21 protein-coding genes are annotated in these 24,780 nt (G+C 73.6%); 14 read left to right on the forward strand and 7 right to left on the reverse strand.

Going from position 1 to position 24,780, the window contains the following annotated elements; genetic code table 11:
• Positions 1-30 precede the first annotated feature (30 nt).
• The 10 genes from IG74_RS0107660 to IG74_RS0107705 all read left to right on the forward strand — a co-directional run bounded on the left by IG74_RS0107660 (position 31) and on the right by IG74_RS0107705 (position 12,550).
• The gene (locus IG74_RS0107660; protein ID WP_030671718.1) at positions 31-1,074 is read left to right on the forward strand and encodes an asparaginase; all 1,044 of its coding nucleotides are present in this window, start codon (positions 31-33) and stop codon (positions 1,072-1,074) included.
• A gap of 77 nt (positions 1,075-1,151) precedes the next feature.
• Positions 1,152-2,660: an aspartate ammonia-lyase gene (gene aspA, locus IG74_RS0107665; RefSeq protein WP_078868663.1), complete on the forward strand. Its 1,509-nt coding sequence runs from the start codon at positions 1,152-1,154 to the stop codon at positions 2,658-2,660.
• 71 nt (positions 2,661-2,731) lie between these two features.
• Positions 2,732-3,235, forward strand: coding sequence for a hypothetical protein (locus IG74_RS0107670; RefSeq protein ID WP_051854698.1), 504 nt, complete (start codon positions 2,732-2,734; stop codon positions 3,233-3,235).
• 474 nt (positions 3,236-3,709) lie between these two features.
• A complete protein-coding gene (locus IG74_RS0107675; protein ID WP_051854683.1) occupies positions 3,710-4,960 on the forward strand; it encodes an MFS transporter in 1,251 nt (416 codons plus the stop codon).
• 59 nt (positions 4,961-5,019) lie between these two features.
• Positions 5,020-6,750, forward strand: coding sequence for an alpha/beta fold hydrolase (locus tag IG74_RS0107680; RefSeq protein WP_051854699.1), 1,731 nt, complete (start codon positions 5,020-5,022; stop codon positions 6,748-6,750).
• A 13-nt stretch (positions 6,751-6,763) separates the two neighbouring features.
• On the forward strand, positions 6,764-6,892 hold the full coding sequence (locus IG74_RS54170) for a hypothetical protein (RefSeq protein ID WP_264081221.1): 129 nt from the start codon (positions 6,764-6,766) through the stop codon (positions 6,890-6,892).
• Positions 6,893-6,960: 68 nt separating this feature from the next.
• A complete protein-coding gene (locus tag IG74_RS0107690; RefSeq protein ID WP_030671734.1) occupies positions 6,961-8,883 on the forward strand; it encodes a RiPP maturation radical SAM C-methyltransferase in 1,923 nt (640 codons plus the stop codon).
• A gap of 82 nt (positions 8,884-8,965) precedes the next feature.
• Positions 8,966-9,619, forward strand: a complete 654-nt coding sequence (locus tag IG74_RS0107695; RefSeq protein WP_030671737.1) for a DUF5825 family protein — start codon at positions 8,966-8,968, stop codon at positions 9,617-9,619.
• 165 nt (positions 9,620-9,784) lie between these two features.
• The gene (locus tag IG74_RS0107700) at positions 9,785-11,755 is read left to right on the forward strand and encodes an elongation factor G (protein ID WP_030671742.1); all 1,971 of its coding nucleotides are present in this window, start codon (positions 9,785-9,787) and stop codon (positions 11,753-11,755) included.
• Between the two features lie 210 nt (positions 11,756-11,965).
• Positions 11,966-12,550 carry a GNAT family N-acetyltransferase gene (locus IG74_RS0107705; protein ID WP_420709867.1) on the forward strand — a complete coding sequence of 195 codons (585 nt, stop codon included), beginning with the start codon at positions 11,966-11,968 and terminating at the stop codon, positions 12,548-12,550.
• Between the two features lie 64 nt (positions 12,551-12,614).
• On the opposite strand, the gene IG74_RS0107710 is transcribed toward IG74_RS0107705, so the two are convergent.
• From IG74_RS0107710 to IG74_RS0107725, 4 genes are all read right to left on the reverse strand, one after another.
• Complete coding sequence (locus IG74_RS0107710; protein WP_030671752.1) at positions 12,615-13,028, reverse strand: hypothetical protein; 414 nt, start codon at positions 13,026-13,028, stop codon at positions 12,615-12,617.
• A 237-nt stretch (positions 13,029-13,265) separates the two neighbouring features.
• Positions 13,266-13,427 (reverse strand): hypothetical protein, encoded by a 162-nt coding sequence (locus IG74_RS47780; protein ID WP_234334266.1) that lies wholly within the window; start codon positions 13,425-13,427, stop codon positions 13,266-13,268.
• Positions 13,428-13,691: 264 nt separating this feature from the next.
• Positions 13,692-14,462, reverse strand: coding sequence for a class I SAM-dependent methyltransferase (locus IG74_RS54175; RefSeq protein WP_267885549.1), 771 nt, complete (start codon positions 14,460-14,462; stop codon positions 13,692-13,694).
• A 269-nt stretch (positions 14,463-14,731) separates the two neighbouring features.
• Positions 14,732-15,571 (reverse strand): SDR family oxidoreductase, encoded by an 840-nt coding sequence (locus IG74_RS0107725; protein ID WP_030671759.1) that lies wholly within the window; start codon positions 15,569-15,571, stop codon positions 14,732-14,734.
• 319 nt (positions 15,572-15,890) lie between these two features.
• Here IG74_RS0107725 and IG74_RS0107735 point away from each other — a divergent pair, with 319 nt between their 5' ends.
• On the forward strand, positions 15,891-16,556 hold the full coding sequence (locus IG74_RS0107735; protein ID WP_030671762.1) for a TetR/AcrR family transcriptional regulator: 666 nt from the start codon (positions 15,891-15,893) through the stop codon (positions 16,554-16,556).
• Positions 16,557-16,867: 311 nt separating this feature from the next.
• Here IG74_RS0107735 and IG74_RS0107740 read toward each other — a convergent pair whose 3' ends face one another.
• Positions 16,868-17,554 (reverse strand): hypothetical protein, encoded by a 687-nt coding sequence (locus IG74_RS0107740; protein ID WP_030671766.1) that lies wholly within the window; start codon positions 17,552-17,554, stop codon positions 16,868-16,870.
• A 176-nt stretch (positions 17,555-17,730) separates the two neighbouring features.
• Between IG74_RS0107740 and IG74_RS0107745 the strand changes: the two genes are divergently transcribed.
• Entirely contained in the window at positions 17,731-18,420 is a 690-nt protein-coding gene (locus tag IG74_RS0107745; RefSeq protein ID WP_030671769.1) for a GNAT family N-acetyltransferase, read from the forward strand.
• Positions 18,421-18,539: 119 nt separating this feature from the next.
• On the forward strand, positions 18,540-20,024 hold the full coding sequence (locus IG74_RS45660) for a hypothetical protein (RefSeq protein WP_037824771.1): 1,485 nt from the start codon (positions 18,540-18,542) through the stop codon (positions 20,022-20,024).
• On the opposite strand, the gene IG74_RS0107755 is transcribed toward IG74_RS45660, so the two are convergent.
• Together IG74_RS0107755 and IG74_RS50890 are read right to left on the reverse strand one after the other, a co-directional pair.
• Positions 20,021-20,764 carry a hypothetical protein gene (locus IG74_RS0107755; protein ID WP_158857521.1) on the reverse strand — a complete coding sequence of 248 codons (744 nt, stop codon included), beginning with the start codon at positions 20,762-20,764 and terminating at the stop codon, positions 20,021-20,023. The two genes, IG74_RS45660 and IG74_RS0107755, sit on opposite strands and share 4 nt — an antisense overlap.
• Entirely contained in the window at positions 20,761-21,012 is a 252-nt protein-coding gene (locus IG74_RS50890) for a hypothetical protein (protein ID WP_030671780.1), read from the reverse strand. Before IG74_RS50890 ends, IG74_RS0107755 begins: the two co-directional genes overlap by 4 nt.
• Positions 21,013-21,348: 336 nt before the next feature.
• On the opposite strand from IG74_RS50890, the gene IG74_RS0107765 reads away from it, so the two are divergent.
• Positions 21,349-24,579: a bifunctional cytochrome P450/NADPH--P450 reductase gene (locus tag IG74_RS0107765; RefSeq protein ID WP_030671784.1), complete on the forward strand. Its 3,231-nt coding sequence runs from the start codon at positions 21,349-21,351 to the stop codon at positions 24,577-24,579.
• Positions 24,580-24,780 lie beyond the last annotated feature (201 nt).

A 24,780-nucleotide genomic window follows, 5' to 3' on the forward strand; every position in this document is an offset into this window, starting at 1 on the left:
CCCGACTCATGGAGAGGCAGGCCCGCGCCGATGACGCACCTGGCACCCCCGACGGCCCCGCGACGGGTCGTCGTCATCAGCACCGGTGGCACGATCGCCAGCCGCTGGCAGGGCACCGGGTACGCCGCCGACGCCTCCGGCGGCGAGGTCCTGGCCCAGGCCGCCGTGCCGGACGGCGTCACGGTCGAGGTCGTCGACCTGTTCAACGTGAACAGCTCCAGCATGACCTCCGCCCGGCAGCTCACGCTGCTGCGCGCGGTGCACGAGGCGCTCGCCGACCCCGGGGTCGCCGGCGTCGTGGTCACGCACGGCACCGACACCCTGGAGGAGTCGGCCTTCTTCGTCGACCTGCACCACGACGACCCGCGCCCGGTGGTGTTCACCGGCGCGCAGCGCCCGCTGGGCGCCGCCGACGGCGACGGCCCGGGCAACGTGTACGACGCCCTGCAAGTCGCCGCGACCGTACGGGACATGGGTGTCCTGGTCGTCTTCGACGGCACCGTGCACGCGGCGCGCGGCACCGTGAAGACCCGCACCCTGGACCCGCACCCCTTCGCCGACCCGTCCGGGCCGCTCGTGGGGCGGCTCGGCTTCGGGCGCGTGGACATCGACCGGCGCCCCGAGCGGCCCGAGCCGCTGCCCGCGCCCGCCGGGCCGGGGCCGCTGCCCCGCGTCGACATCGTCATGCACCACTGCGACGCCGACCCGCTGCTCCTGGACGCCGCGGTCGCGGCCGGGGCCCGGGGCATCGTGCTCGTCGCCACCGGCGCGGGCAACGCGACCCCGCGGTTCGCCGACGCCATCGCGGCGGCCGTGGACCGGGGCGTCCTGGTGGCCGTCACCACCCGGGTGCACTCCGGCCCTGTCGCCGAGATCTACACCGGCGGCGGCGCGGTCGACCTGGTCGCCGCGGGCGCGGTCCTCACCGGCACCCTGCGGGCCGGGCAGGCGCGCATCGCCGTCCTCGCCGCGCTGCTCGCGGACGCCGCGCCCCAGCGGCGGGGCGCGCTCCTTCGCCGGCTCCTGGGCGCCCCGGACCTGGGACAGAGCCAGGAGTCGGCCTCGGCCGCCTGACCCTCGTGCCCGCCCTCGCGCGGCCCCGCGCCCCGCGCAGCCCCTCGCACCACCTCACGCACACGAAGGACCACCCCATGACCGCCCCCGCCCGGCCGACCGCCGAAGCCGCATCCGACCGTCCCTTCGGCGCGGACGCCCCGAACACCCCGGCCGGGCACCCGCGCACCCGCCGCGAGCACGACCTGCTCGGCGACCGCGACGTACCCGCCGACGCGTACTGGGGCATCCACTCGCTGCGCGCCACGGAGAACTTCCCCGTCACGGGCGTCCCGATCTCCGTGTACCCGCAGCTCGTCGACGCGCTGGCCGCCGTCAAGCAGGCCGCGGCGCGGGCCAACGAGGAACTGGGCCTGCTGCCCGCCGACAAGGCCCGCGCCATCGTGGCCGCCTGCGAGGAGATCCGCGCGGGGCACCTGCACGACCAGTTCGTGGTGGACGTCATCCAGGGCGGCGCCGGGACCTCCACGAACATGAACGTCAACGAGGTCGTCGCCAACCGCGCCCTCGAACTCCTCGGCCACGCCAAGGGGGAGTACGCGCACCTGCACCCCAACGAGGACGTCAACCTCAGCCAGTCCACCAACGACGCCTACCCGACCTCCCTGCGCATCGCGACGATCACGGCGGTGCACGGGCTGCTCCAGGCCATGGCGGTGCTCCAGGACGCGTTCGCCGCCAAGGCCGTGGAGTTCCGCGACGTCCTGAAGATGGGGCGCACCCAGCTCCAGGACGCCGTGCCCATGACCCTCGGCCAGGAGTTCTCCACGTACGCGGTCATGCTGGAGGAGGACAGGGGCCGGCTGTCCGAGGCCGTCGAGCTGATGCACGAGATCAACCTCGGCGCCACCGCCATCGGCACCGGCCTCAACACCCCGCCCGGCTACGCGGAGACGGCCCGCCGCCACCTGTGCGAGATCACCGGGCTGCCCCTGGTGACCTCCGCGAACCTGGTCGAGGCCACCCAGGACTGCGGCGCGTTCGTTCAGCTCTCCGGCGTCCTCAAGCGGATCGCCGTGAAGCTCTCCAAGACCTGCAACGACCTGCGCCTGCTCTCCTCGGGGCCGCGCGCGGGGCTCAACGAGATCAACCTGCCCCCGGTCCAGGCCGGTTCGAGCATCATGCCGGGCAAGGTGAACCCGGTGATCCCCGAGGTCGTCAACCAGGTCGCCTTCGAAGTCATCGGCAACGACCTCACCGTCACGATGGCCGCCGAGGCCGGGCAGCTCCAGCTCAACGCCTTCGAGCCGGTCATCCTGCACGCCCTGGCCAAGAGCATCACGTCCCTGCGGGCGGCCTGTCTGACGCTCGCCGAACGCTGCGTCGCGGGGCCGGACGGCGGCATCACCGCCAACACCGACGCGCTGCGCGCCTCCGTGGAGAACTCCATCGGCCTGGTGACTGCCCTCAACCCGCACATCGGCTACACCACGGCCACCGCCATCGCCCAGGAGGCCCTGCGGACCGGCAGGGGCGTCGCCGAACTCACCCTGGAGAAGGGGCTGCTGCCCGCCGAGCGGCTGGCCGAGCTGCTCACCCCCGAGCGCCTGGCGGGCACGTCCGACCAGCGCGTCCAGTGGTCCTAGTGCTATCGACCGAGCCCGGCCGCAACCACAGACGGAGTCCGCCGCGACCGCGCTGAACTAGCGTGGCGATCATGAGCGACGCGCAGCGGGGACCGGTCGAGCCGGGAGCGGCCGACCCGGCCGGTACGGCCGCGGATCGCGCCCTGGGCGTGGTCCGCGGCTACGCGGCACACGACGCCGGTGCGGTGACCGAGGCCCTGGCCCGCGCCGACGAGGCCGCACAGCAGCAGACGTACGCCGTGCTCGGCGGGCTGCTGCGGTCCACGCTCGCCCTCGTCCAGCTGACGGGCCGGGAGCTGCGGACCGGGGAAGTGGTGCGGCTCGCCGACGAGGTCGCCGCCGTCGCCCCGGCCGACTACGAGTTCACCGTGACGGAGGCGGTCCGCGCCTGGGCCCGCGGCGACCAGGAAGGGTTCCGCAGTGCCAACGCCGCCGACCCGCTCGGCGGCCTCCACGTGACCGCCGTCCTCACCGCCCTGCTCGGCCTGGCGCTCTGGGGCCGCGAGGCCTTCCTGGACGTCCTGACGGCCTACGAAGAGGTCACGCGGACCCCGGTCGTGCCGCCCGAGGGCTGACCGTCCCTCTCCTGAACCCTCGCCGGCTGCGTCGTCGATGCCCATCCCTGGCGGAGCCGGCGAGCACCCCGCCGTGAAGCTTTTGAGGTGCCGCCCCCGCCGTACCTGCCGTTCCCGACGTCGGGAACCGGCCATCATCTCGCTCCTACGGAACCGCCAACAACCGTGGCCAGACGTGGAGTTGACGGTCCGCCAGCACCACAGGGACCCCCTCAACCCCAGGCGTTGACATCCCTCGCAGCGACTCTCACACCACACACGTCACACAGGCATCAGCTGACCCGCACAGTCTGGCGGAACTCGTGCCTCCCCTTGATCCGCCCTCCAGGGTGTGCCGCGCGCGCCCCTCCACGGCGCTTTTCGGTCAGCGGCTCCGACATCTTGTAGGCCGCTCGAGCGCCTGGCTACGATCCCGCTCTCGTTTCACTTTCTGCACATCTCTACACAGGTACTTCATAGTTGTGAGGGGGTTGCGTGGAGCCACAGACGGAGGCGGACACACCGGACGCACCGGACCGCCAGGGCGACTCGGCGCGACCCGCCTCCGCCCGCGACTTCCGCCTCTTCTGGTGGGCCAACGCCGCCGACGCGCTCGGCACCCAGGCGTCCGGCGTCGTCCTCCCGCTGCTGCTCCTCTCGCTCGGCCACTCCGCGCAGACGGCCGGGCTCGTGGCCGGGGTGTCGCTGGCCGCCGGGATCCTGCTCGGCCCGCTCGCCGCGGTCCCCGCCGATCGCGGCGCCCGCAAGACGATCATGTTCTGGTCCGCCGCCGTCTCCGCGCTCGCCCTGGGCTCCGTCGCCCTGACGCTCGCGCTCGGGCACCTCACACTCGCGCACCTCCTCGGCGCCGTCCTGGTCGAACGGTTCGCCACCGCCTGCCATGAGGCGGCATCGCGCGGCACCGTCGCCCTGGTCTGCCCGCCCGCCGAGCAGCCCCGCGCGGTCGCCCGGCTCGCCGCCGCCGACCAGGGCGCCCTCGTACTCGGCCCGGCGCTCGGCGGCGCCGCATACCAGCTCTCGCGCGCCCTGCCCTTCCTGGCCGACGCGCTCTCCTACGCCGTCGCCGCCCTCTGCGTACGCGGGATGCGCACCGACCTGAAGGCCCCGGCGGAGCCGTCGGGGGACGGCCTGCTCCGCGAGGCCGCGGCGGGCCTTCGGCTGGTGCGGCGCCAGCCGTTGCTCCGCCTCGTCCTGGTCTGGATCGCCCTCGTCAACGGCGTCGCCGTCGTGCTCTACTACGTCGCCGTCTTCGCCCTGGAGCGCTCCGGCACGGGCGCGCTGCCGCTCGGCGTGGTCCTCGCGGTCTCCGGCGGCGCGGGGCTCGCCGGTTCGCTCGCCGCTCCCAAGGTCGCGGTCCGCTTCGGTGCCGCCCGGCTCGTCACCGCCGTGACCTGGCTGCTCGTCCCGCTCACCGCGGCACTCGCCACCGCCACCGGCCCCTGGTCGTACGGGGCGCTGCTCGGCGCGGTCTGCCTGGTCATCCCGCCGGCCGCCGTGGTCCTCCAGGCACGGGTGCTGCTCGTGGCCGAGCCCGCGGTGCAGGCACGCGTCGGCGCGGTGCTCGGCACCGCGTCCGGCGGGGCCGCCGCCCTCGCCCCGGTGCTCGCGGGGCTGTTCGCGGACCGGGTGGACACCGCCGCGCCCGCCCTCGGCTGTGCCGCCCTGATCACCCTGCTCGCCGTGTACACCACCCGGCGGGCCGCCCTCACGGAGGCCGCCGCGTGAGCCGTTTCCAGGTCTACCGCGCCGCACTGCCCGAGGTGTGCGCCGCCGATCCGCGCCGGATGGTGTTCACCGCGGACGCCGACGGCCGCTGCGAGGTCTTCACCTGGGACGCGGCCACCCGCCGCGCCCGCCGGGTCACCGACCGGCCGGGCGGCACCCTGCACGGCGCGATCGACCGGGACGCACGGGTCTGGTGGTTCGCCGAGGACGCCCGGGGCGTCGGCCACTGGCGGTTCCAGCCCTTCGCGGGCGGCCCCGACAGGCCCGGACTCGCGGGCGTCCCGGACGGCACCGCCCGCGGCCTCGCCGTGACCGGCGGCGCGATCGCCGCCGTCGGCATCGGCCTGGACGACGCCACCGCCGTCCACATCGGCTCCCGGGGCGGCCCCGGCCGTGAGGTGACGCGCGTCGAGGGGCCCGCCGCGCTCGCCGGACTGACCCCGGCGGGCGACCTGCTGGCCCTGACCCGCGCCGCCGAATCGCCCCGCGCCGTCACGGTCCTCACCCCCGAAGGCGCCGAGGCCGCGGTCCTGCCCGGGGACGGCGCGCACGGCAGGCTGTGGGCCCTCGGCTTCGCGCCGACGGGTCCTGGCGCCACCCTGCTCCTCGTCCGCGAGCGCGACGACCGCTATCTGCTGGAGACCTGGACGCCCGCCACCGGCACCGTGACGCACGACTGGTGCGCGTTCGACACCCAGATCACCGCCCGCTGGTACCCCGAAGGGCGCTGTGTCCTCATCCGCCAGGACCGCCACGGACGCTCCCTGCTGCACCGCGCCCACCTCGAACGGCGCACCCTCGACACCGTCCCCGCACCGCCCGGCACCCTCCTCGACGCTGCCCCGCACCCCGGCGGCGACCTCCATACCCTCTGGACCGACACGACGCACCCGCCGCGGATGACCTCCACCGCCGGTACGCCGCTGCCGCCGCTCGGCACCGTCGACGGCCGCGTCCCCGGTACCCTGCGCGACATCCGCACGCCCGGCCCCGACGGCCCGGTGCACACCCTGCTCAGCCTCCCCGAGGACGGCGCGGGCCCGTACCCCGCCGTCTTCCTCGTGCACGGCGGCCCCGCCGACCACGACCGGGACGCCTACGACGGCACCGTGCACTCCCTGGTCGCCTCCGGCTTCGCCGTGGCCCGCGTCAACTACCGCGGCTCCACCGGCTACGGCCCCCGCTGGCAGCGCGCCTTCCGCGACGGCGTCGGCCACACCCAGGTCGAGGACCTCGCCGCCGTACGGGCCGACCTCGCCGCGCGCGGCCTGATCCGCCCCGAGGCCACCGGACTGTGGGGCACCTCCTGGGGCGGCTACCTCGTCCTGCTCGCCCTCGGCACCCGGCCGGGGCTCTGGCGGGCGGGCGTCGCCGTGAAGCCGGTCGCCGACTACGCCGCCGCCCACGCCTCGGCCACCCCGGCGCTGCGCGCCCTCGACGAGCGGCTGTTCGGCGGCACCCCCGAGCAGGTGCCCGCGCGCTACGCGCACAGCTCCCCGATCCGGTACGCCGTCCACGTACGGGATCCGCTCCTGGTCGTCGCCGCCACGCACGACACCAAATGCCCCGCCGCACAGGTCCGTTCCTACCTCGGCGCCCTCCACGCCATCGGTGCCCGGCACGAGTCCCTGTGGCTGGACTCCGGACACGACGGCTACGACGGCGGCGACCACGTGGCCGTGCTGCGCCGCGCGGTGCTCTTCCTCGACCGGGAGCTCCGCGGCACCACCCCACCCAGACGCCCCCCTCCGCCCGGAAGGGGGTCACCGCACCGCACCACCCGTCACTGAGAGGAGAGAGCCCATGCAGAAGGACGTCATCCACAACGACCCGCTCGCGGAGGACGAGACGAACCGGAAGCCGAGCATCGGCATCACGGTCACCGTCCCGTTCCGCAACGCCGAGGACGGCGACGAGAGCGTCGAGGACTGATCCCGCACCGGCCGGCCCCCGGGAGCACCCCCCGGGGGCCGGTCGGCCCCACCATCGGAGGAACGCCCGTGCGCGTACTGCTGGTCAACATGCCCTGGTCACCCATCGACCTTCCGTCGCTCGCCCTGGGCATCCTCAAACGGAGCGTGGACGAGCGCGTCCCCGGCGCCACCGCCGAGGTGCTGCACGCCAACCTCGCCTTCACGGACTGGATCACCGAGCGCACCGAGTTCACCGGTGACGACTACGAGTACTACGCGCTCTCCTCGTACTTCATGGGCTGCGGCGACTGGGTCTTCTCCTCCGCCCTGTACGACGACCCGGAGTGGCGGGACGCGGAGTTCACCGCCACCATGACCGGCAAGCTGAAGGCCGCGCGCATGAAGATGACGCGCGCGCTGCACCGCGTCGTCCCCGAGTTCGTCGAGATGATCGCCCGGCAGATCGTGGCGAAGGAGCCCGACGTCGTCGGCTTCACCTCCACCTTCCAGCAGAACACCGCCGCGCTGGCCGCCGCCCGCCGGGTCAAGGAACTCGCCCCGCACGTCGTGACCGTCATGGGCGGCGCCAACTGCGACGGCGAGCAGGGCGCCGCCGTGCACCGCAACTTCCCCTTCGTCGACTACGTCGTCCGCGGCGAGGGCGAGGGCGCCTTCCCGCAGCTGCTCACCGCGCTCAAGGAGAAGGCCGCGGTCGACGACGTCCCCGGCCTGTGCCGCCGCGACGCGACGGGCGCGAGCGTCGCCAACCCGATGGCCACCCGGCCGCTGCCGCCCGCGGCCATCCTGCCGCCCGACTACAGCGGCTACTTCGAGCGCCTCGCCGCATCGGTGGCCCGCAACTGGGTCGAGCCCAAGCTCGTCGTCGAGGGCGCCCGCGGCTGCTGGTGGGGCGAGAAGCACCACTGCACCTTCTGCGGGCTCAACGGATCGTTCATGGAGTTCCGCTCCAAGAGCCCGGACACCTTCTACGAAGAGATCATGGACCTGGCCCGGCGCCACCGGGTGCTCGACATGTACGTCGTCGACAACATCCTCGACATGCGCTACCTGACGACCGTCCTGCCCCGCATTATCGACAGCGGCTACGACCTGCGCCTGCACATCGAGATCAAGGCCAACATGAAGCGCAGCCAGCTGCGCACCCTCGCCGACGCCGGACTCATCTACGTCCAGCCGGGCATCGAGAGCCTCAACAGCCGCGTCCTGGACCTGATGGACAAGGGCGTCAGCGGCTGCCAGAACGTCCGGATGCTCCGCGACGGCGCCGAGACCGGCCTCTCCGTCGCCTGGAACTACCTGCACGGCTTCCCCGGCGAGAGCGCCGAGGACTACGACCCGGTCGTCGCGCAGATCCCCGCCCTGGAGCACCTCGACCCGCCGGTCGACCTCTCCGCCCGCATCGCCATCGAACGCTTCAGCCCCTACTTCGAGCGGCCCGAACTGGGCTTCACCGGGCTGCGCCCCGAGGCGCACTACCGCTTCACCTACGACCTGCCCGAGGAGGAGCTGTACGGCATGGCGTACGTCTTCGAGGCCCCGGCCCGGGGTGTCGGCGAGCAGACGGTCAACGCCCTCAACGCGGCCCTCGGCGACTGGAAGAAGCACCACACGGACGCCCGCCTCACCCATGACGACCACGGCGACCGCATCGTCCTGGTCAGCAGGCGGCGCGCCTTCGCCTGGCGCGCCATGGAGCTGAGCGACCCCTTGGAGCTGGCCGTCTTCCGCCTCCTGGACCAGCCGCACGGCCTCCAGGCCCTCACCCGCAAGGCCGCCGCGCGGGTCGCGGGAGCCGCCGTCGACGAGGACCGGGTGCAGCGGCTCCTCGACTCCTGGCTCGCCCTCGGCATCGTCTTCGCGGACGCGGGCCAGTACGTCCACATCGCCCCGGCCGCGGTCAACGAGGACCTGCTGCGCCTCGACTTCATGCGGCACGTCCACGCGGAGGACGGCGCGGCCGACTCCGCAGCCGTCCCCGAACCGGCCTGACCCGACGCCGACCTGACGAACCGGCCCGGCGAACCGGCCCGACCCGGCCGTCCGGCCGCCCCACCGTCCGACGAGGAGCCCGATGACCGCAACGCTCACCTCGCCCACGCTCCTGGCCTGGCGCGACTACGACCCCGCCGCGTGCGCGCTGCCCGGCATGTTCCTGGGCGAGGTGCCGCTGCCCGGCCCGGCCCGCGGCGAGGCGGCCCGCCTGTGGGAGCTGGGCGCGCGCCGGGTGCGCCTGCCCGCCCCCGTCGACCTGACCGCCGCCACCGAGCCGGTCGCCGCCCTGCGCTGGCTCAGCCTCGTCCGGGACCTGACCGCACGCGCCGTCATGGTGGAGTGGGAGCTGCTGCTCGACGAGGACGCGGGGGACGGCTGGCGGGCGCTCAGCCACCTCCAGCCGCCCGCGGCGCTGCGGGGCCCCGCCGACGCCGATGACTCCCTTCGCGCCTGGCGGCGCGGCCACTACCTGTGCAAATGCCTGTGGCGCAAGGGCCCTGGCTTCATCCAGATCCGGGACCGCCGCTGGGGAGAGCTGCGCCGCTTCACCGCCGACGAACCCGAGTACGAGACGGCCATCGACCTGCTGGACTACGGCGCCCCCGCCGACACCGTCCCGCAGGCGGCCCTCGAAGACTTCCGCGGCGAGCAACTCGCCCTGGACGTCGGCTCGTACGCCTGGTGGATCCCGTACCGCGTCAGCCGCTGGCTCCAGCAGTCGATCGCGATCTGAGGGGGCCGCCTCCGCAAGCGCACAGCGCGATATTCGGTCGACGGCTCCGGGCCCGTGGTGCGAACATCGCCGGAGCAGCCCAGGAGATCAAGGAGCAGACCATGCGCGGAACGTCCATGTCCCAGACGAAAGGAACAGTCATCAACCTGAAGGACATGACGCTCTGTGCGCACCACGCACCGCACGCTGAACCTGGGGATCCTGGCGCATGTTGACGCCGGCAAGACGAGCCTGACCGAGCGGCTCCTGTACGAGGCCGGGGTCATCGACGCCATCGGCAGCGTCGACGCGGGCAGCACCCACACCGACTCGCTCGACCTGGAGCGCCGCCGCGGCATCACCATCAAGTCGGCGGTCGTGAACTTCCGCCTCGGCAGCGGCACGTCGGCCGTCTCGGTGAACCTGATCGACACGCCCGGCCACCCCGACTTCATCGCCGAGGTGGAGCGGGTCCTCGGCGTGCTCGACGGAGCCGTGCTCGTCGTCTCGGCCGTGGAAGGCGTCCAGCCGCAGACGCGCATCCTGATGCGGACGCTGAAACGGCTCGGCATCCCGACTCTGCTCTTCATCAACAAGGTCGACCGGCGCGGCGCCGACGACGCACGCGTCCTGCACGAGGCCGGGCGCAGACTCGGCGTGCCCACCGTCGCGACGGGACGGGTCACCGAAGGCCTCGGTACGCGCACGGCACACGTCACCGCCTACACCGAGGGCGACGAGCCCTACGCGCGTGAGCTCCTCGACGTGCTGACCGCACAGGACGACGCCCTGCTCGCCGCCTACGTGGCGGACGAGGCCCGCGTTCCGTACGAGCGGCTGCACGCCGCCCTCGTGGCGCAGACCCGCAAGGGCCGGGTGCACCCGGTGTACGTCGGTTCCGCGATCACCGGCGCGGGCATCGCGGAACTCGTCGAGGGCATCAAGGAACTGCTGCCCGCCGAGCACCACGACACCGGGGGAGCCGTGTCGGGGCGGGTGTTCAAGGTGGAGCGCGGCGAGGGCGGCGAGAAGATCGCGTACGCCCGGCTGTTCTCCGGGTCGCTCACGGTCCGCGAGCGCGTCGCGGTCGGCGACACCCGGGCCAAGGTCACGGACGTGGCCGTCTTCGACCGGGGCGTGCTGGAGCGCCGGACGGCGGCGCGCGCCGGGGAGATCGCCACGCTGCGCGGCCTCGCGGCGGTCCGCGTCGGGGACGTGATCGGCAGCCCGCCGGTCGGCCGCCCCTACGACCAGGTGTTCGCGCCTCCCTCCCTCGAAACCGTCGTGGTGCCCGCCGACCCGGCCGACCTGGGCGCGCTGCACCTGGCCCTGACCCGGCTCGCCGAACAGGACCCCCTGATCGGCCTGCGCCAGGACCCGGAGGGCCGGGAGCTGTCCGTGTCCCTCTACGGGGAGGTGCAGAAGGAGGTCCTCGCGGCGAGCCTGGCCGAACAGCGCCTGACGGTCGACTTCCGGCAGACGACGCCGATCTGCGTCGAGCGCGTCACCGGCACCGGCGCGGCCCACGAGATCCTCGACGAGGACGGCAATCCGTTCCTGGCGACGGTGGGGCTGCGCGTGGCGCCTGGCCCGGTCGGCGGCGGTGTCACCTTCCGGCTCGACGTCGAACTCGGCTCGCTGCCCCTGGCCTACGTACGAGCCGTGGAGGAGACGGTCCGCACCACCCTGAAGCAGGGGATGTACGGCTGGCAGGTCCCCGACTGCGTGGTGACGATGACCCACTCGGGCTTCTGCAGCATCAGGAGCACGGCGGGCGAGTTCCGCGCCCTTACGCCGCTGGTCCTGATGGCCGCGCTGCGCCGGGCCGGGACGGTCGTGCACGAGCCGATGCACCGGTTCGTCCTCGACGTCCCGCAGGAGGCGTACGCGTCGGTGGCGCTCGCCCTGGCACGCCACCGGGCCGTGCCGGGAACACCCGCGGCACGCGGTGACGCGTTCGTCGTCGAGGGCCACCTGCCCGCGGACCACGTGCACGGCCTGGAGCGGGAGCTGCCCGAACTCACCGGCGGCGAGGGCGTCCTGGAGACGTCCTTCGGCCACTACCGCGCGACGACGCCCCCGCCGACCCGGGCCCGCACGGACCACAATCCGCTGCACCGGGAGGAGTACCTGCTGCACGCCCACCGGCGGATGTGAGCGGACGGGCGGGGGCGCGGTCACCACTCCGTGGCGCGCCCCCGCCGTCGCCGGTACGTTGACCCACACACCATGATCAACGACCGGTCGGGACCGGCTGGTCCACGAGGCCCTGAGGACACGGACGGTTCGATGACGCAGCATCCGAACGGGCGCGGAGCCCGTACCGATACCCCGCCGACAGCTCCCTCCCGGGGTGCGGAGCTGGAGGTGGACGCCACGGAGTCGCACCCCGCGCTGCTTCTGCGGCCGTGGCGGATGTCGGACGCGGCCGGTCTGGTCGCGCTGTACCGGGACGAAGCGCTGCGTCGTTGGACGCTCTCCGCCATCGACGACGAGGCGGGCGCGGCGCGGTGGGTCGAGGCTGAGCAGCGGGGGTGGGAAGCCGGTGACCGCTACGGATTCGCCGTCGTGGAGCCCCGAACCGACGGGGGCGACGGGCAGTTGCTGGGGAACGTGGTCCTCAAGGGCGTGGGCCCCGACACTCCGTCCGCCGAGGTCGGCTACTGGTCCGCGGCGCACGCGCGCGGCAGGGGAGTGGCCCCTCGCGCCCTTGAGGCGCTGACCGACTGGGCCTTCACCACCTTCGCCGGTGAAGGGCTGACACGCCTGGAACTCCTGCACCAGGTGGACAACGAGGCGTCGTGCCGCGTCGCGCGCAAGTGCCGGTACGAGCTGGTCGACGTCCTGCCCGCGGCACCGCCCGCATTCCCTCTCGACGGCCACCTGCACGTGCGCACGCGCGACCAGCCGCCGGCCCGTCACCAGGCCGACGGGCTCGCGGCGCGCGGCTGACGTTCCTCGCAACGCCGTACTGCCCCACCCGCCAGGAGGGTGGGGCAGCACGGGCCCGGAGCCGTCAGGCGGCGACCAGGCCGGTCTTGCGGGCGCTGACGTTGCCGAAGCGGAGCCAGAACTCGACGCCGTCCTTGAAGTCGGTCCCCAGGATCTTCCAGCTGCCGCCGGGTGCGGTGACCTCGCCCTTGCAGACCCTCTGCTCCAGGTCGTGGTTCTTCAGGTAGCACAGCTGGATCACCGTGCTGTTGCTCGCCTTGACCTGGATGTCCGCACACCGGTTGGTGGTGCGGTAGAAGGCCGAGCCGGGCGGGACGAAGCTCTGCCCGGGCGCCTTGTCGTACTTCCACGCGCCGCCGAGACAGGAGGCGGCGGGTGACTCGGCCTCCGGCGTCGCGACGGCCGCCGGGGTGATGATGAGACCCGCGCCCAGCGCGACGGCGCTGGTGACGAGTGCGAGGCGCTTCCTGGTCCGCATGGTGCCCCCTCGGTGTTCTGCCGATATGGCATGCACAGCCCCCGGTGGGGCCGTGTGGGGCAGTCCACCGCCCGTGGAATTGTCCGACAGCCCCCTTACGCCCTACGGGACAAAGGCGTTGGGGCGGGCGGGACGGGGCAGCCGCCGTGCGGCCGAGGGGGCGCGGCGGCGTCGGGGCGGGCGCGGGCTCCTGCTCGCCGCTGGCCACCCCGAACCGCGGCAGGTGCGGGGATCGCCCTACGCCTCGCGGTCCCGGCGCCCGGTCAGAGAGCCGAAGTCCAGCATCACGTCGGCCTCGCGCCGGGTCTCCTCCGCGGTGCGGGCGGCGATGGCGACCACGTCACCCCGTTCGGCTATCAGCAGGTCGTAGATGGGTGCGGTGGGCTCGGGAGTATGCACGCGTTGTGGTCCGTTTCTACTGGTCGTCGCGGGCATCACCCTACTGGGCGCGCTCGGCGGGAGGAGGTGGAGGGGGTGACCCGGTGCGCGCGGCCGGGACGTTCGCGAGGGGTGTCAGGTGAGGTCTTCGCGATCGTCGACGATGTCGGTCTCGTACGGGGCGACGATCTGTCGCGGGGTGCTGCCGGTGTGGTGGGCGGGGTCGTTGACGGCGGTGGCCGCCCGTTGGCCGCGGACAGGGTCCCTCTCTCCGTCGGACCGGTGTCACGGGGTGGCGCGCAGGAGCACCAGCGATCCTTCGTACGCCGGCCTGCTGCGCAGGTGGCCGAAGGCCTCGTCCCAGCTGCCCGAGCCCAGGGCGCGGCGCAGGGAGATGTCGAAGTCCTGGCGGGCGCGGTCGTCGACGAAGCTCCAGGCGGAGCAGGCCTGGCGGGCGGCGGGGTCCAGGAGGAGTTCGGGGCGCCCGTAGTAGGCCTCGTTGAAGCCGTCGGTGCAGTCCAGCGGGATGGGGACGGCCTCGATGCTGGTGGTGTCGCCGAGCGCGGCCGCGAGCCGGTGCAAGGAGGGGTAGCGGCGGGCTTCGGTCTCCAGGACGTCGGGCGCGTACTCGTAGAGCCAGAAGTCGCGGACGCGCGCGGGGTCGCAGGTGAGGACGACGACGGGGCCGCGGGTGACGCGGCGCATCTCGCGCAGCCCGGCCTCGGCGTCGGACCACTGGTGGACGCTGAAGAGGGTCATCGCCGCGTCGAACTGCCCGTCGGCGAAGGGGAGGTCCTCGGCGACGGCGTCGACGGCGGTCGCGAGCCGTGCGGGACGCCGGGCGCGCTGGGCCAGGGAGGGCTCGACGGCGGTGACCGTGTGCGCAGCGGCCTCGTACGACCCGGTGCCCGCGCCGACGTTGAGGACGTGGCGCGCGTCGCCGAGGGCGTGGGCGATGACGCGGGCGATGCGCTCGTCGGGGCGGCGGTAGGAGGCCTGGCCGCGCCCGAGGGCGCCGTGGTCGATGTCGTCGACGCTGCCGTCGTAGGTGCGCATGACCATGAGTGACCTCGCTTTTCGGGCCTGGCCGGGGCGGTCGTGTCCGCGCCTCGAGCAATGCCCTCTATCTTGCATCTGCTACCACACATCTCATAGATGACTAGTGAATGCTTGGCAGATCGGCCAAACCATGCGGCATTTGTGTTATCGATCTTGGAGGTTCCGTCGGCGTGGCCACGTTGGAGACGGCGAGCAGGCCGCGATGACGGGTCGTCACCGAGGCCTGCTCGCCGTGCGGCCGCACGGGGCCCTCTCTGCACGGAGGTTCAGGAGGCGGTGAACTCGGTGGCGTGGTCGGTGGCCCAGGTGGTGAACGGGCGGGCCGGGTGGCCGGTGAGGTGCTCGACCGCGGTCGTGAGGGGTACGGGCTTGCCGTCGTGGGATTCCCACCAATCCAGCAGGGTGTCGGCGTAGGCGGCGGGGATGTGGTCGGCCATCTCCTGCTTCCACTCCTCGCGGGAGGCGTGGCGGACCGGGATCGGGCGGCCGATGACGGCGGCGAGCTGTTCGATCTGCTCGGCGAAGGTGACGGACGCGGGGCCGGTCAGGGTGAACCGGCCGCCGCGGTGGCGGGGATCGGTCGCGGCGGCGTGCGCGGCCTCGGCGACGTCACGCTCGTGGATGGCGTCGTTGTGGGCGTGCGGATAGGGCAGGCTGACGGGCTGTCCGGCCTTGACGGGCCAGGCCCAGGCGCCCGCGTTGGAGGCGAAGGAGCCGGGCCGCAGGATCGTGGTGGCGAGCGGCGAGGCCAGCAGGGCCTGTTCGACGTCGAGGTGGGACTTGGCGAGCGGGTCGTCGGCGGCGTCGGGGCCGAGGACGCTGGAGGACGACAGCAGCACCACGTGGGTGACGCCGGCGCGGTGGGCCTCGGCGGCGAAGTCGCTGGCGTGGTCGGGGGCGGCGTAGAGGAAGACGGTGGTGACCCCGTCCAGGGCGCCGGGGAAGGTGGTGGGGTCGGTGAGGTCGAGGCGGACCGTCCCGACTCCGGCGGGCGGCGTGAGGTCCTCGGGGCGGGCCGAGCCGACGCGGACGGGCAGCCCGTCGCGGTGGAGCAGGGTGGTCAGATGCGTGGCGACCGCGCCGCGGCCACCGGTGATCAAGTACATGGTTCTGGTTCTCTCTGCTGGTCGGACGTGTGGGTCAGTGGTGCTGGTGCTGGTGCTGGTGCTGAGCGCTGCGGGGCAGCAGGCGCACCGGGCCGCAGCAGGCGAGCGTGATCGCGGCCACGACGAGGAGGCCGGCGGTCATGGCCTCGCGGGCCGGTGCGGGGTGACGAGACGGGCCGCGACGAGCAGGGAGGGCCGGCGGCCTCCGGGGCTTCCGATAGCGGGGCGAACGTAGTTCGTCGCGAACGCCGTTCGTTCGAAGGTAGATAACGAACGGCGTTCGTGTCAAACGATGTTCGTTTCGGGCTAGGGTTTCCCCATGAGCCCGCAGCCCGTCAGCCGCCGCGCGCGGCCCGCCAAGGCGCCCCTCAGCCGCGACGTCATCGTGCGCACCGGTCTGAAGATCCTCGACCGTGACGGCCTGGAGGCGCTGACCATGCGCCGCGTCGCCAAGGAACTCGACACCGGCCCCGCCTCGCTCTACGTCTACGTCGCCAACCGCGACGACCTCATGGCCGCCATGCTCGACGAAGCCCTCGGACAGGTCCGCCGGACCTGGGAGGGCACCTGGCAGGAGCAGCTGCGGGCCCTGGTCGCCGCGGCCGTCGACGCGATGAGCCGCCACGAGGGCCTGGCCGCCGTCGCCCTCGGCGCCATCCCGACCGGCGACAACGTCCTGCTCGTCCTCGACCGCATGCTCGCCCTGCTCAAGGGCGGCGGCCTCGACGACAAGGCCGCCGCCTGGGCCGTCGACCTCCTCTGGCTCCACACCGCGGCGGCCGCCACCGAACAGAGCGCCTACAACACCAAGGGCTCCGACGAGCGGAGCACCATCGCCGCCGCGGACCGCCGCTACGCCGCCCTGCCCACCGACCGGTACCCGATGGTCACCTCACTGCGGGAGTCCCTGTTCTCCCCGGGCGACCGCGACACCTGGGCCCTGGAGGTCCTGATCAACGGCATCCTCCATACCCCCACCCGCTGACCCTGGAGGCCCGGCCACTCCGGCGAGATCGAGGAGCCGGTGCATCGTCGCGGGCGGCAGGGCCGGATTCGCCGCGGCGTCCCGCGCGGAGCCGGGGACGCTCAGGAGCCTGTGCAGCTCCTGGCCGGGCAGCCGGGGATCACGCCGGGCCAAATGGCCGACGTCCGGATCGTCGAGCAGCCGCAGGACGAGCTCGGGCCCCGCCTCAGGATCGGTGAGGGCCGCGTGGCGCAGCCGCGGATTGGGGTGATCGGCGAAGCGGGCGAGGCCGGGGCGGGCGAAGTTCGGGTGGGAGAGCAGAAAGGGCCACATCAGGCCGTGCCAGTAGGTGCACATCTCCAGGACGAGTGCGTGCGGCGCTTCCTGGCACGACTGGCACAGGGTGAGCCTGACGAAGAAGTCCTCGTCGGCGGCCAGTCGCTCCACCACGTCGGCGGGCAGGTGCGGCTGCCGGGCGATGCTCCGCCGCAGCAGGACGTGGCCGGAGGCGGCGGCCACAGCTCCGCGGTGAGGGCCGAGGCCCGGACCGATGCGTCCTCGTCCTCCGCGAGCCGCAGCTCGAGGCGCAAGGGCATCGGCAGGTTCCACCGGGCCACCACCCGCCGGACCTTCGCCTCGCCGTCGCGGGCCAGGACCTCCGGCACTCCGTCCGGTACGCGCCGCCCGAAGTCCTCCGCGAGCCCCGCGTAGACGGACCGGACCCGGGGTTCGGGGTTGCGGGCGAGCCGCGCCAGGACGTCGACGTCGGCGTGCGGGTTCTCGGCAGCCTGCATCCGGTGGTCGACGTGCGGGGCGGCCACCAGCACAGCCGTGCTCTCCCGGTCGAGGGAGCACATCGTGAGCCAGATGGGGGTGTGCGCGGGCAGTTCCGCCACGGTGAGCAGACGGGCCAGCACCGACGCGGGCAACGCGGGCTGGACCGTCAGCCCGCCGAGCCACTCCCGCGCCAACCGCTCGTCCCCGCCCAACTGATCCAAGTCCCCACCCATTTCAGCCATGCACCCATCATCCTCGGTGCTCATGGCCCCGCGGCCGCGGCCTGTACCGTGCGAATGCGGCGTACGCGTACCGTGCCGACGTGCCGTACGCGGCGAACAGTTCGCCGCCGCGAGCCGGTGACCTCGATGCGTCCGGCAAGCGCCGGGATGCAAAGATCAGGCGCGTGAACACTGATATGACCGTGCTCGACAACCCCGTAGCCGAGTCGCTGCTCGGGCAGCACGCGCACCTGGCCCGACGGGTCGGCCGTGCCGCCACGTACCTGCCGGACGTCACGACCTTCTGCGCGCTGCCGACGGAGCCCGACCCGGCGGACTGGGCCGATCTGGCGCGGTTGCTCGGCCGCGACGGCTTCGCCGACATGTTCAGCAACGCGGCACCCCCGCCGTCTGACTGGGAGCCGGTCTTCGTCCTGGAGGGCCGCCAGATGATCTGGCCCGACCGGCGCACGCCCGACGAGTCGCGGCCCGCGGACGACGTCGCGGTCGTGGAGCTGGGGCCGGACGACGTGTCCGAGATGCTCGACCTCGTCAAGCGCACCGAGCCGGGCCCGTTCTGGAACCGCACCGTCGAACTCGGCACCTACCTCGGGGTCCGCGCGCACGGATCCCTGGTGGCGATGGCGGGCGAGCGGCTGCGGCCCCCGGGCTGGACCGAGATCAGCGCCGTGTGCACGGTCCCCGAGGTACGCGGCCAGGGCCACGCCGCCCGCCTGGTGCGCGCGCTGGTCGCACGCGTCCTGGCCCGGGGTGAGCAACCGTTCCTGCACGTGGCCGATGCGAACACCGCCGCCATCGGCCTCTACGAGCGGCTCGGCTTCGAGACCCGCAGGCCCGTGACCTTCCAGGGCTTCCGCACCCCGTGACCGAGCGTCGGCGCACAGGCCGCCGAGCGCGGCACCGCGGGGCGTAGCCCGGCCCGGCGTGGGCACTCGCCGGGCACGTGACACCGGGTCACGGTGCTCGCGAGACGGCAGGGGGGCGCATGCGGAACACGCGGGAAACAGGGGACAGGGCCAGCGGCGAGCCCCTGTGGTGGGACGTCGGGTTCGACGCCCACGGGGACGCCGCGGACGAGCGGCAGGGGGACCGGGTGGCGGGCGCGGCCCGCGAGGCAGGCGTGCGCCACCTGGTCGTGCTCGCCCACACCGCCCATCACGAGCCCGAGCTGACGGAGCGGGTCGACGCGCGCTGCCGCGCCCTGTTCGCGGAGGCCGGTGGCACGGACGGCGTCGGGCTCGTGGGAGTGCGCTGGCCGAGCATGTGCTTCGCGCGGCCGGAGGACGGCCACGAGGAGCGGACCGGCGACACCGGACTCACCGGCGCGGACGTCGCCGGGCTGCGCCGCGTCTTCCCCGAGGGGGAGGACACCCTCGCCAGGCTGCTCGGGCTCCTTGACGAACGGCCCCCGGGGAACGGCGCCCTCGACGACGTGGGCATCGCCCTGCGCCGCCTCGTCGAACAGCCTCTGGACACCCCCTTGCACGCCTACGGCACCGACCTCGGCGCGAGCGTCCTGCCGCAGACCGACCCGGCCATGCTCATCGACAGCCCCACCCAGGTGTGCGAGGGCTTCGCCGAGGCCCTCGACGCGGCGCGCCAGGAGACCGACCCGGTCGAGGAGCGCAGCCCCGAGCGGTTCGAGGAGGCGCACTCGGGCTCCGGGGCGCCCGAGGTGTCCGAGCACGGCACGCTCACGGAGTCCGGTCCGGCCGGGCCGCGCCCCGCCGACGACCCCACCGAGCGCCTGTCCCGGCCCGAGTCGCTGGCGCCGAGCGAGCGCCCCCTGCGCGACCCGCACGCCGAGCAGTCGCCCGACCGGGTGTGGGGCGGCGCCCACCAACTGCTGTGCCAGGTCGCGTCGTACGCGATGCGCAGGCACGCCGCACTCGTCGGTGAACGCGGCCTCGCGCCGCTCCTGCGCGGCCTCGGCGACGATCTGCCCGACACCCGGATCCACCTCGTGGGCCACGGCGCGGGCGCGCGCCTGGTGGCCTACGCCGTGCGGGGCCTCGGCCCGGACGAGCGGGTCGCCTCGCTGTGCCTCTTCCAGGCGGCCATCTCACACTTCGCGTTCGCCGAGCACCTGCCCCAACTGAGCGGCGGGGGAGCCCTCGCGGGCCTGCACCGGCGGGTGACGGGGCCCGTCGTGTGCTGCTACTCGCACCACGACCTGGAACTCGGCCTGTTCTTCCCGCTCGCGTGCCGCAGGATCGGCGACGGCGCCCTGCTCTCCGGCGCGGGCCGCACCTGGGGCGCGCTCGGCTACGACGGGATCCAGGGCATCGACGGCTGCCCCGCCCTCACCCTGGCCGACGCGCTCACCGACGGCGCCCTGCCGTCCTCCGGGTACGTCGGCGTCGACGCGTCCGAGCGGATCCGCGCGGGCGGACCGCCCCGGGGCGCGCACTACGACGTGTTCCACCAGGACCTCGTGCGCCTCGTCCGTGTCGCGGGCGGTCTCGCCTAGCCGTTGGTGTAGACGTAGCGCTGCCCGAGCGGCCAGCCCGCGCTGCGCCCGGCATCCGTCACCAGCAGGTGCTGGTACTGCGGGGCGGTGACGAGGTTCTGCGTCAGCGACGGGCACAGCGCCGCGCAACCGGCGGCCGTCTGCGTGCCCAGGCGCAGGCCGTTGCCGTCGAAGAAGACGTACTCCACGTCGTCCGCGGCCCGCGCGGTGTCGACGCTCACCGAGGCCGACACCGGTGACGGCAGCCGGAACAGCACCCCGCCCACCCCGGCGGCGCGCAGCTGCCGGGCGCCGATGCCGAGGGTGCTCCACCGCGGCTGCGGCGCGTCCACGTCGAGCAGGGCGATGCGCAGGGAACCGAGGCCGGGCCCCCGCAGCACCGCCCGGGGCGCGCGGCCGAGGCGCGCGGCGGTGGCGTCGGAACCGTCGTCGCCGGTGTCCCCGCCGTCGTCCGGGGGCGTTGCCGAAGGCGTACGCGAACGGCTGGGGGAGGGGAACGCGGACGGTGACGGGCTGTCCGACGGTGACGGCGAAGGCGAGGGCGACGGCGAGGCGGGCGGCTGCGACACGATGAGGGTGCCGTTGACGCACTGGTTGTTCTGGCCGTTGCAGGCGAGGTTGTCGCCGTTCTTGTTGCTCTGGCCCTGTGAGGCCCCCTTGTCGCCGCCGCAGCCGCTGACGGGCGCCAGCAGACAGAGCAGCAGCACCGCAGGAACGGCGCGGCGAAGCGCTCCCGTCATCGGCCGGAGCTCCCTTGCGGTGCGGGCCGGTCCGTGCCCGGGGTGCTCGACGCCGCTCCCGGGCCGCATGCGACGTGCTGGCCGATGCACGCCAGGTTGTCGCCCTGCTCGTTGGTCTGGACGATCGTCCCCGGCTTCTGCTGGTTGCTGCCGTCGTCCTGCCCCCACACCGTGATGAACGCCGCCACGATCACGCCGACCGCGCCGATCACCGCCGCGATCACGCCCACCGCGCCCCTGCCCCCCATCGCGCCCCCCTTGCCCGGCGTGCACCGCGCGAATGCCGGTGCGCCGGGAGGCCAGCGTAGGCGCGTCCCCGCGCCCGGCGAAGGCAGTGGCGACCGGGCTACGCCAGACGACCCGGGCACCGCCCCTGCGCCCGAAGGGCCCGGTCTACGCGCCCCCTTCCCCGCCTGAGGCGCGCACGCCGGGGCGGGTGCGTGGACCCTCGACGCGCCGGCCGCTCAAAGAGTTCAGCCGAGTGACCGTGTCGAGCAACACAATCACTCGACATGGTCAGGTGACAAAGTCGCCTGTACCTTATGGATCAAGCGACCTGCCGGTGCGGAACGAAAGGCCCTCCCATGACTCACGCGTCCACCATCAAGCCGACCTCCACGGCGACGGCGCAGGCGATCCCGGAGCGTCCGGCGCTCCCCCTGATCGGTCACGCGCTGGACATCCCGAGCGGCGCCGACGGCCTCGTCCATCTGATGAAGGAGGTCAAGGAGTTGGGCCCGGTGTTCCGGATCCGCGCCTTCGGCTCCGAGACCGTGATGGTCGGCGGCCTCGACCTGGTGGCCGAGCTGGCGGACGAGACCCGGTTCCGCAAGAACGTGCACGGGGACCTCGTCGAGATCAGGGAGATCGCGGGGGACGGCCTCTTCACCGCCTTCCACCACGAGTCCAACTGGCAGAAGGCACACGACATCCTGATGCCCGCGTTCTCGCTCGGAGCCATGCGCGGCTACCACGCGACGATGCTCGACGTCGCCCGGTCGCTGATCGCCAAGTGGGACCGCGCGGCCGGTGCGGGCCCGGTGGACGTGCCCGAGGACATGACCCGGCTGACCTTCGACACGATCGGACTCTGCGGGTTCGGCTACGACTTCGAGTCGTTCCGGCGCGACGCCGCGCACCCATTCGTCGACGCGATGAGCAGGGCGCTCGCCTTCACCCAGACCAAGGGCGAGTCGATCCCGGGCACGGAGGTGTTCCGCTGGAAGCAGGCCGAGCAGTTCCGCAAGGACGCCGCGCTGATGACGGAGCTCGTCGACGAGGTGATCCGGCAGCGCAGGGCGTCCGGCGACACCGGCACCGACGACCTCCTGGGCCGGATGCTGCACACCCGCGACGCGCGGACCGGCGAGCCCTTGGACGACGTGAACATCCGCAACCAGGTGATCACGTTCCTCATCGCCGGGCACGAGACCACCAGCGGGGCCCTGTCGTTCGCCCTGTACTACCTGACCAAGCACCCCGAGGTGCTGGCCCGCGCGCAGGCGGAGGTGGACGCGCTGTGGGGCGACATCGACGCGCCCGCGCCCGACTACGGCGACATCGGCAAGCTGACGTACATCCGCCAGGTGCTCAACGAGAGCCTGCGGCTGTGGCCGACCGCGCCCGCCTTCGCCGTGGAGCCGATCGAGGACACCGTCATCGGCGGCGTCTATCCCGTGCGCGAGGGCGAGACCCTGATGGTGCTCACCCCGGCCCTGCACCGCGACCCGGCCTGGGGCGAGAACGTCGAGCTGTTCGACCCCGAACGGTTCACGCCCGAGCGTGAGTCGGCCCGCCCCGTGCACCTCTTCAAGCCCTTCGGCAGCGGCGAACGCGCCTGCATCGGGAGGCAGTTCGCGCTGCACGAGGCCACGCTGCTGCTCGGCCTGCTGGTCCACCGCTACCGGCTGCTCGACCACACCGACTACCAGTTGACGATCAAGCAGTCGCTCACCATCAAGCCCGACGCGTTCACCCTGGAGCTCGCCCGGCGCACGAGCGCTGAGCGACGCCTGCCCGCCGCCCCGAGCGGCGCGCCCGCGGGCGAGGACCGGCCCGCGGGCCGCCGAGCCGCCGCGACCGCGCTCACCCTGCTGCACGGCTCCAACCTGGGCACCTGCGCGGGACTCGCCCACGACCTGGCGGCCGACGGCGACGACCACGGGTTCACCACCGCCGTCGCCCCCCTCAACGACCGCGCGGGCGGACTCAGCCCCGCCGACGGCCCCGTGGTCATCGTCGCCGCCTCCTACAACGGCCGGCCCACCGACGACGCCGCCGAGTTCGTCACCTGGCTGGAAGGCCTGGAGCCCGGCGCCCTCGAAGGACTCCAGTACGCCGTCCTCGGCGTCGGCGACCGCAATTGGGCGGCCACCTACCAGCACGTGCCGACCCTCATCGAGCGGTGGCTCACCGCCGCCGGTGCCACCCCGCTCCTGGAGCGCGGCGCCGCGGACGCCTCCGGGGACTTCGCGGGGGCCGTGGACCGCTGGACCGCCGACCTGTGGACGGCGCTGCTCGACCGCTACGGCACCGCCGACGGCGAGGCGGCGCGCCCCGAGCCCGGCCCCGACGAGCAGCAGGGCCTGTACGACCTTGAGGACGCCACCGCGTCCGTCACCGGGGAACTCGCCGCCCGGCACGGCGTACAGCCCATGGAGGTGCTCGACGCGTACGAACTCGTCGACATGGAGCACGAGCTGGGCCGCTCCAAGCGCTATCTGAAGCTGCGCCTGCCCGAGGGCGTCACCTACCGCACCGGCGACCACCTGGCCGTCCTGCCGCGCAACCCCGAGGCCCTCGTTCGGCGGGTCGCCGACCGGTTCGGCCTCGACCCGGAGCGCACCGTGCGGCTGAGCGCCCGCCGCCGCGCCCGCAACACCCTGCCCGTCGACCGGCCGCTGACCCTGCGCCGCCTGCTCACCGACTTCGTGGAGCTCCAGACCGCGGCCACGCCCGAGCAGGTCGCCGTCCTCGCCGAGCACACCGCCTGCCCGCCCGAGCGCCGCCCCCTGGCCGAACTCGCCGCGGCGGACGCCGACGCCTTCCGCGAGCAGGTCACCGCCCCCGGGCTCAGCGTCCTCGACCTGCTGGAGCGCTACCGCGCCTGCGAGCTGCCGTTCGCGCGCTTCCTGGAACTGCTTCCGGTGCTGCGCCCGCGGCACTACTCCATCTCGTCCTCCGCGCAGGCCGCGCCCGGCGAGATCGACCTGATGGTGTCGCTGCTCGCCGCGCCCCACCGCGCGGGCGAGGGCACCTTCCAGGGCATCGCCTCGCACTACGTGCAGGACGTGCGGGCCGGGGACACCCTCCAGGCCAGGGTGCTGCCGTGCGGCGAGTCCTTCCGGCTGCCCTCGGACGACACGGTTCCGGTCATCCTCGTCAGCGCGGGCACCGGCCTCGCGCCGTTCCGGGGAGCCGTACTCGACCGGCTGCACACCGGGTCCACCGGCACGCTGCTGTGCTACTTCGGCTGCGACCACCCGGAGGTCGACTACCTGCACCGCGAGGAGTTCGAGACGGCCGGGACGGCCGGGGCCGTGAGCATGCGGCCCGTCTTCTCCCAGGCCCCCGAGAACGGCGCCCGCTACGTCCAGGACCGCATCGCCCGGGAGAGCGACGAGGTGTGGGACGTCCTGGAGGCGGGCGGCCGGGTCTACGTCTGCGGCGACGGCCGCCGGATGGCCCCCGCGGTGCGGGAGGCGTTCATGGCCGTCCACCGCGAGCACACCGGCGCGGACGACGAGCAGGCCGCCGACTGGCTGGCCGCTCTCATCGAGTCCGGCCGCTACGTCGAGGACGTCTGGACCGGCTGAACGGCTGAACGTCAGGACCGGCCGTACGTCAGGGCCAGCTCAACAGCAGGACCAGCTGAGCAGCAGGGCGTCCGGACCGCTGAAGAACACGGCCGCCACTGCCTCAACTGCCGTACCCGCTCCACCCGGTGGTCACGAGTGCCCGGCGCACCCGTGACCACCGGAGCCCGCAGCACCCCGCAGCACTCCTTCCGCACCTCC

Origin of the sequence: Streptomyces sp. NRRL B-1347, from assembly GCF_000720325.1 — a bacterium.
Lineage (GTDB): Bacteria > Actinomycetota > Actinomycetes > Streptomycetales > Streptomycetaceae > Streptomyces.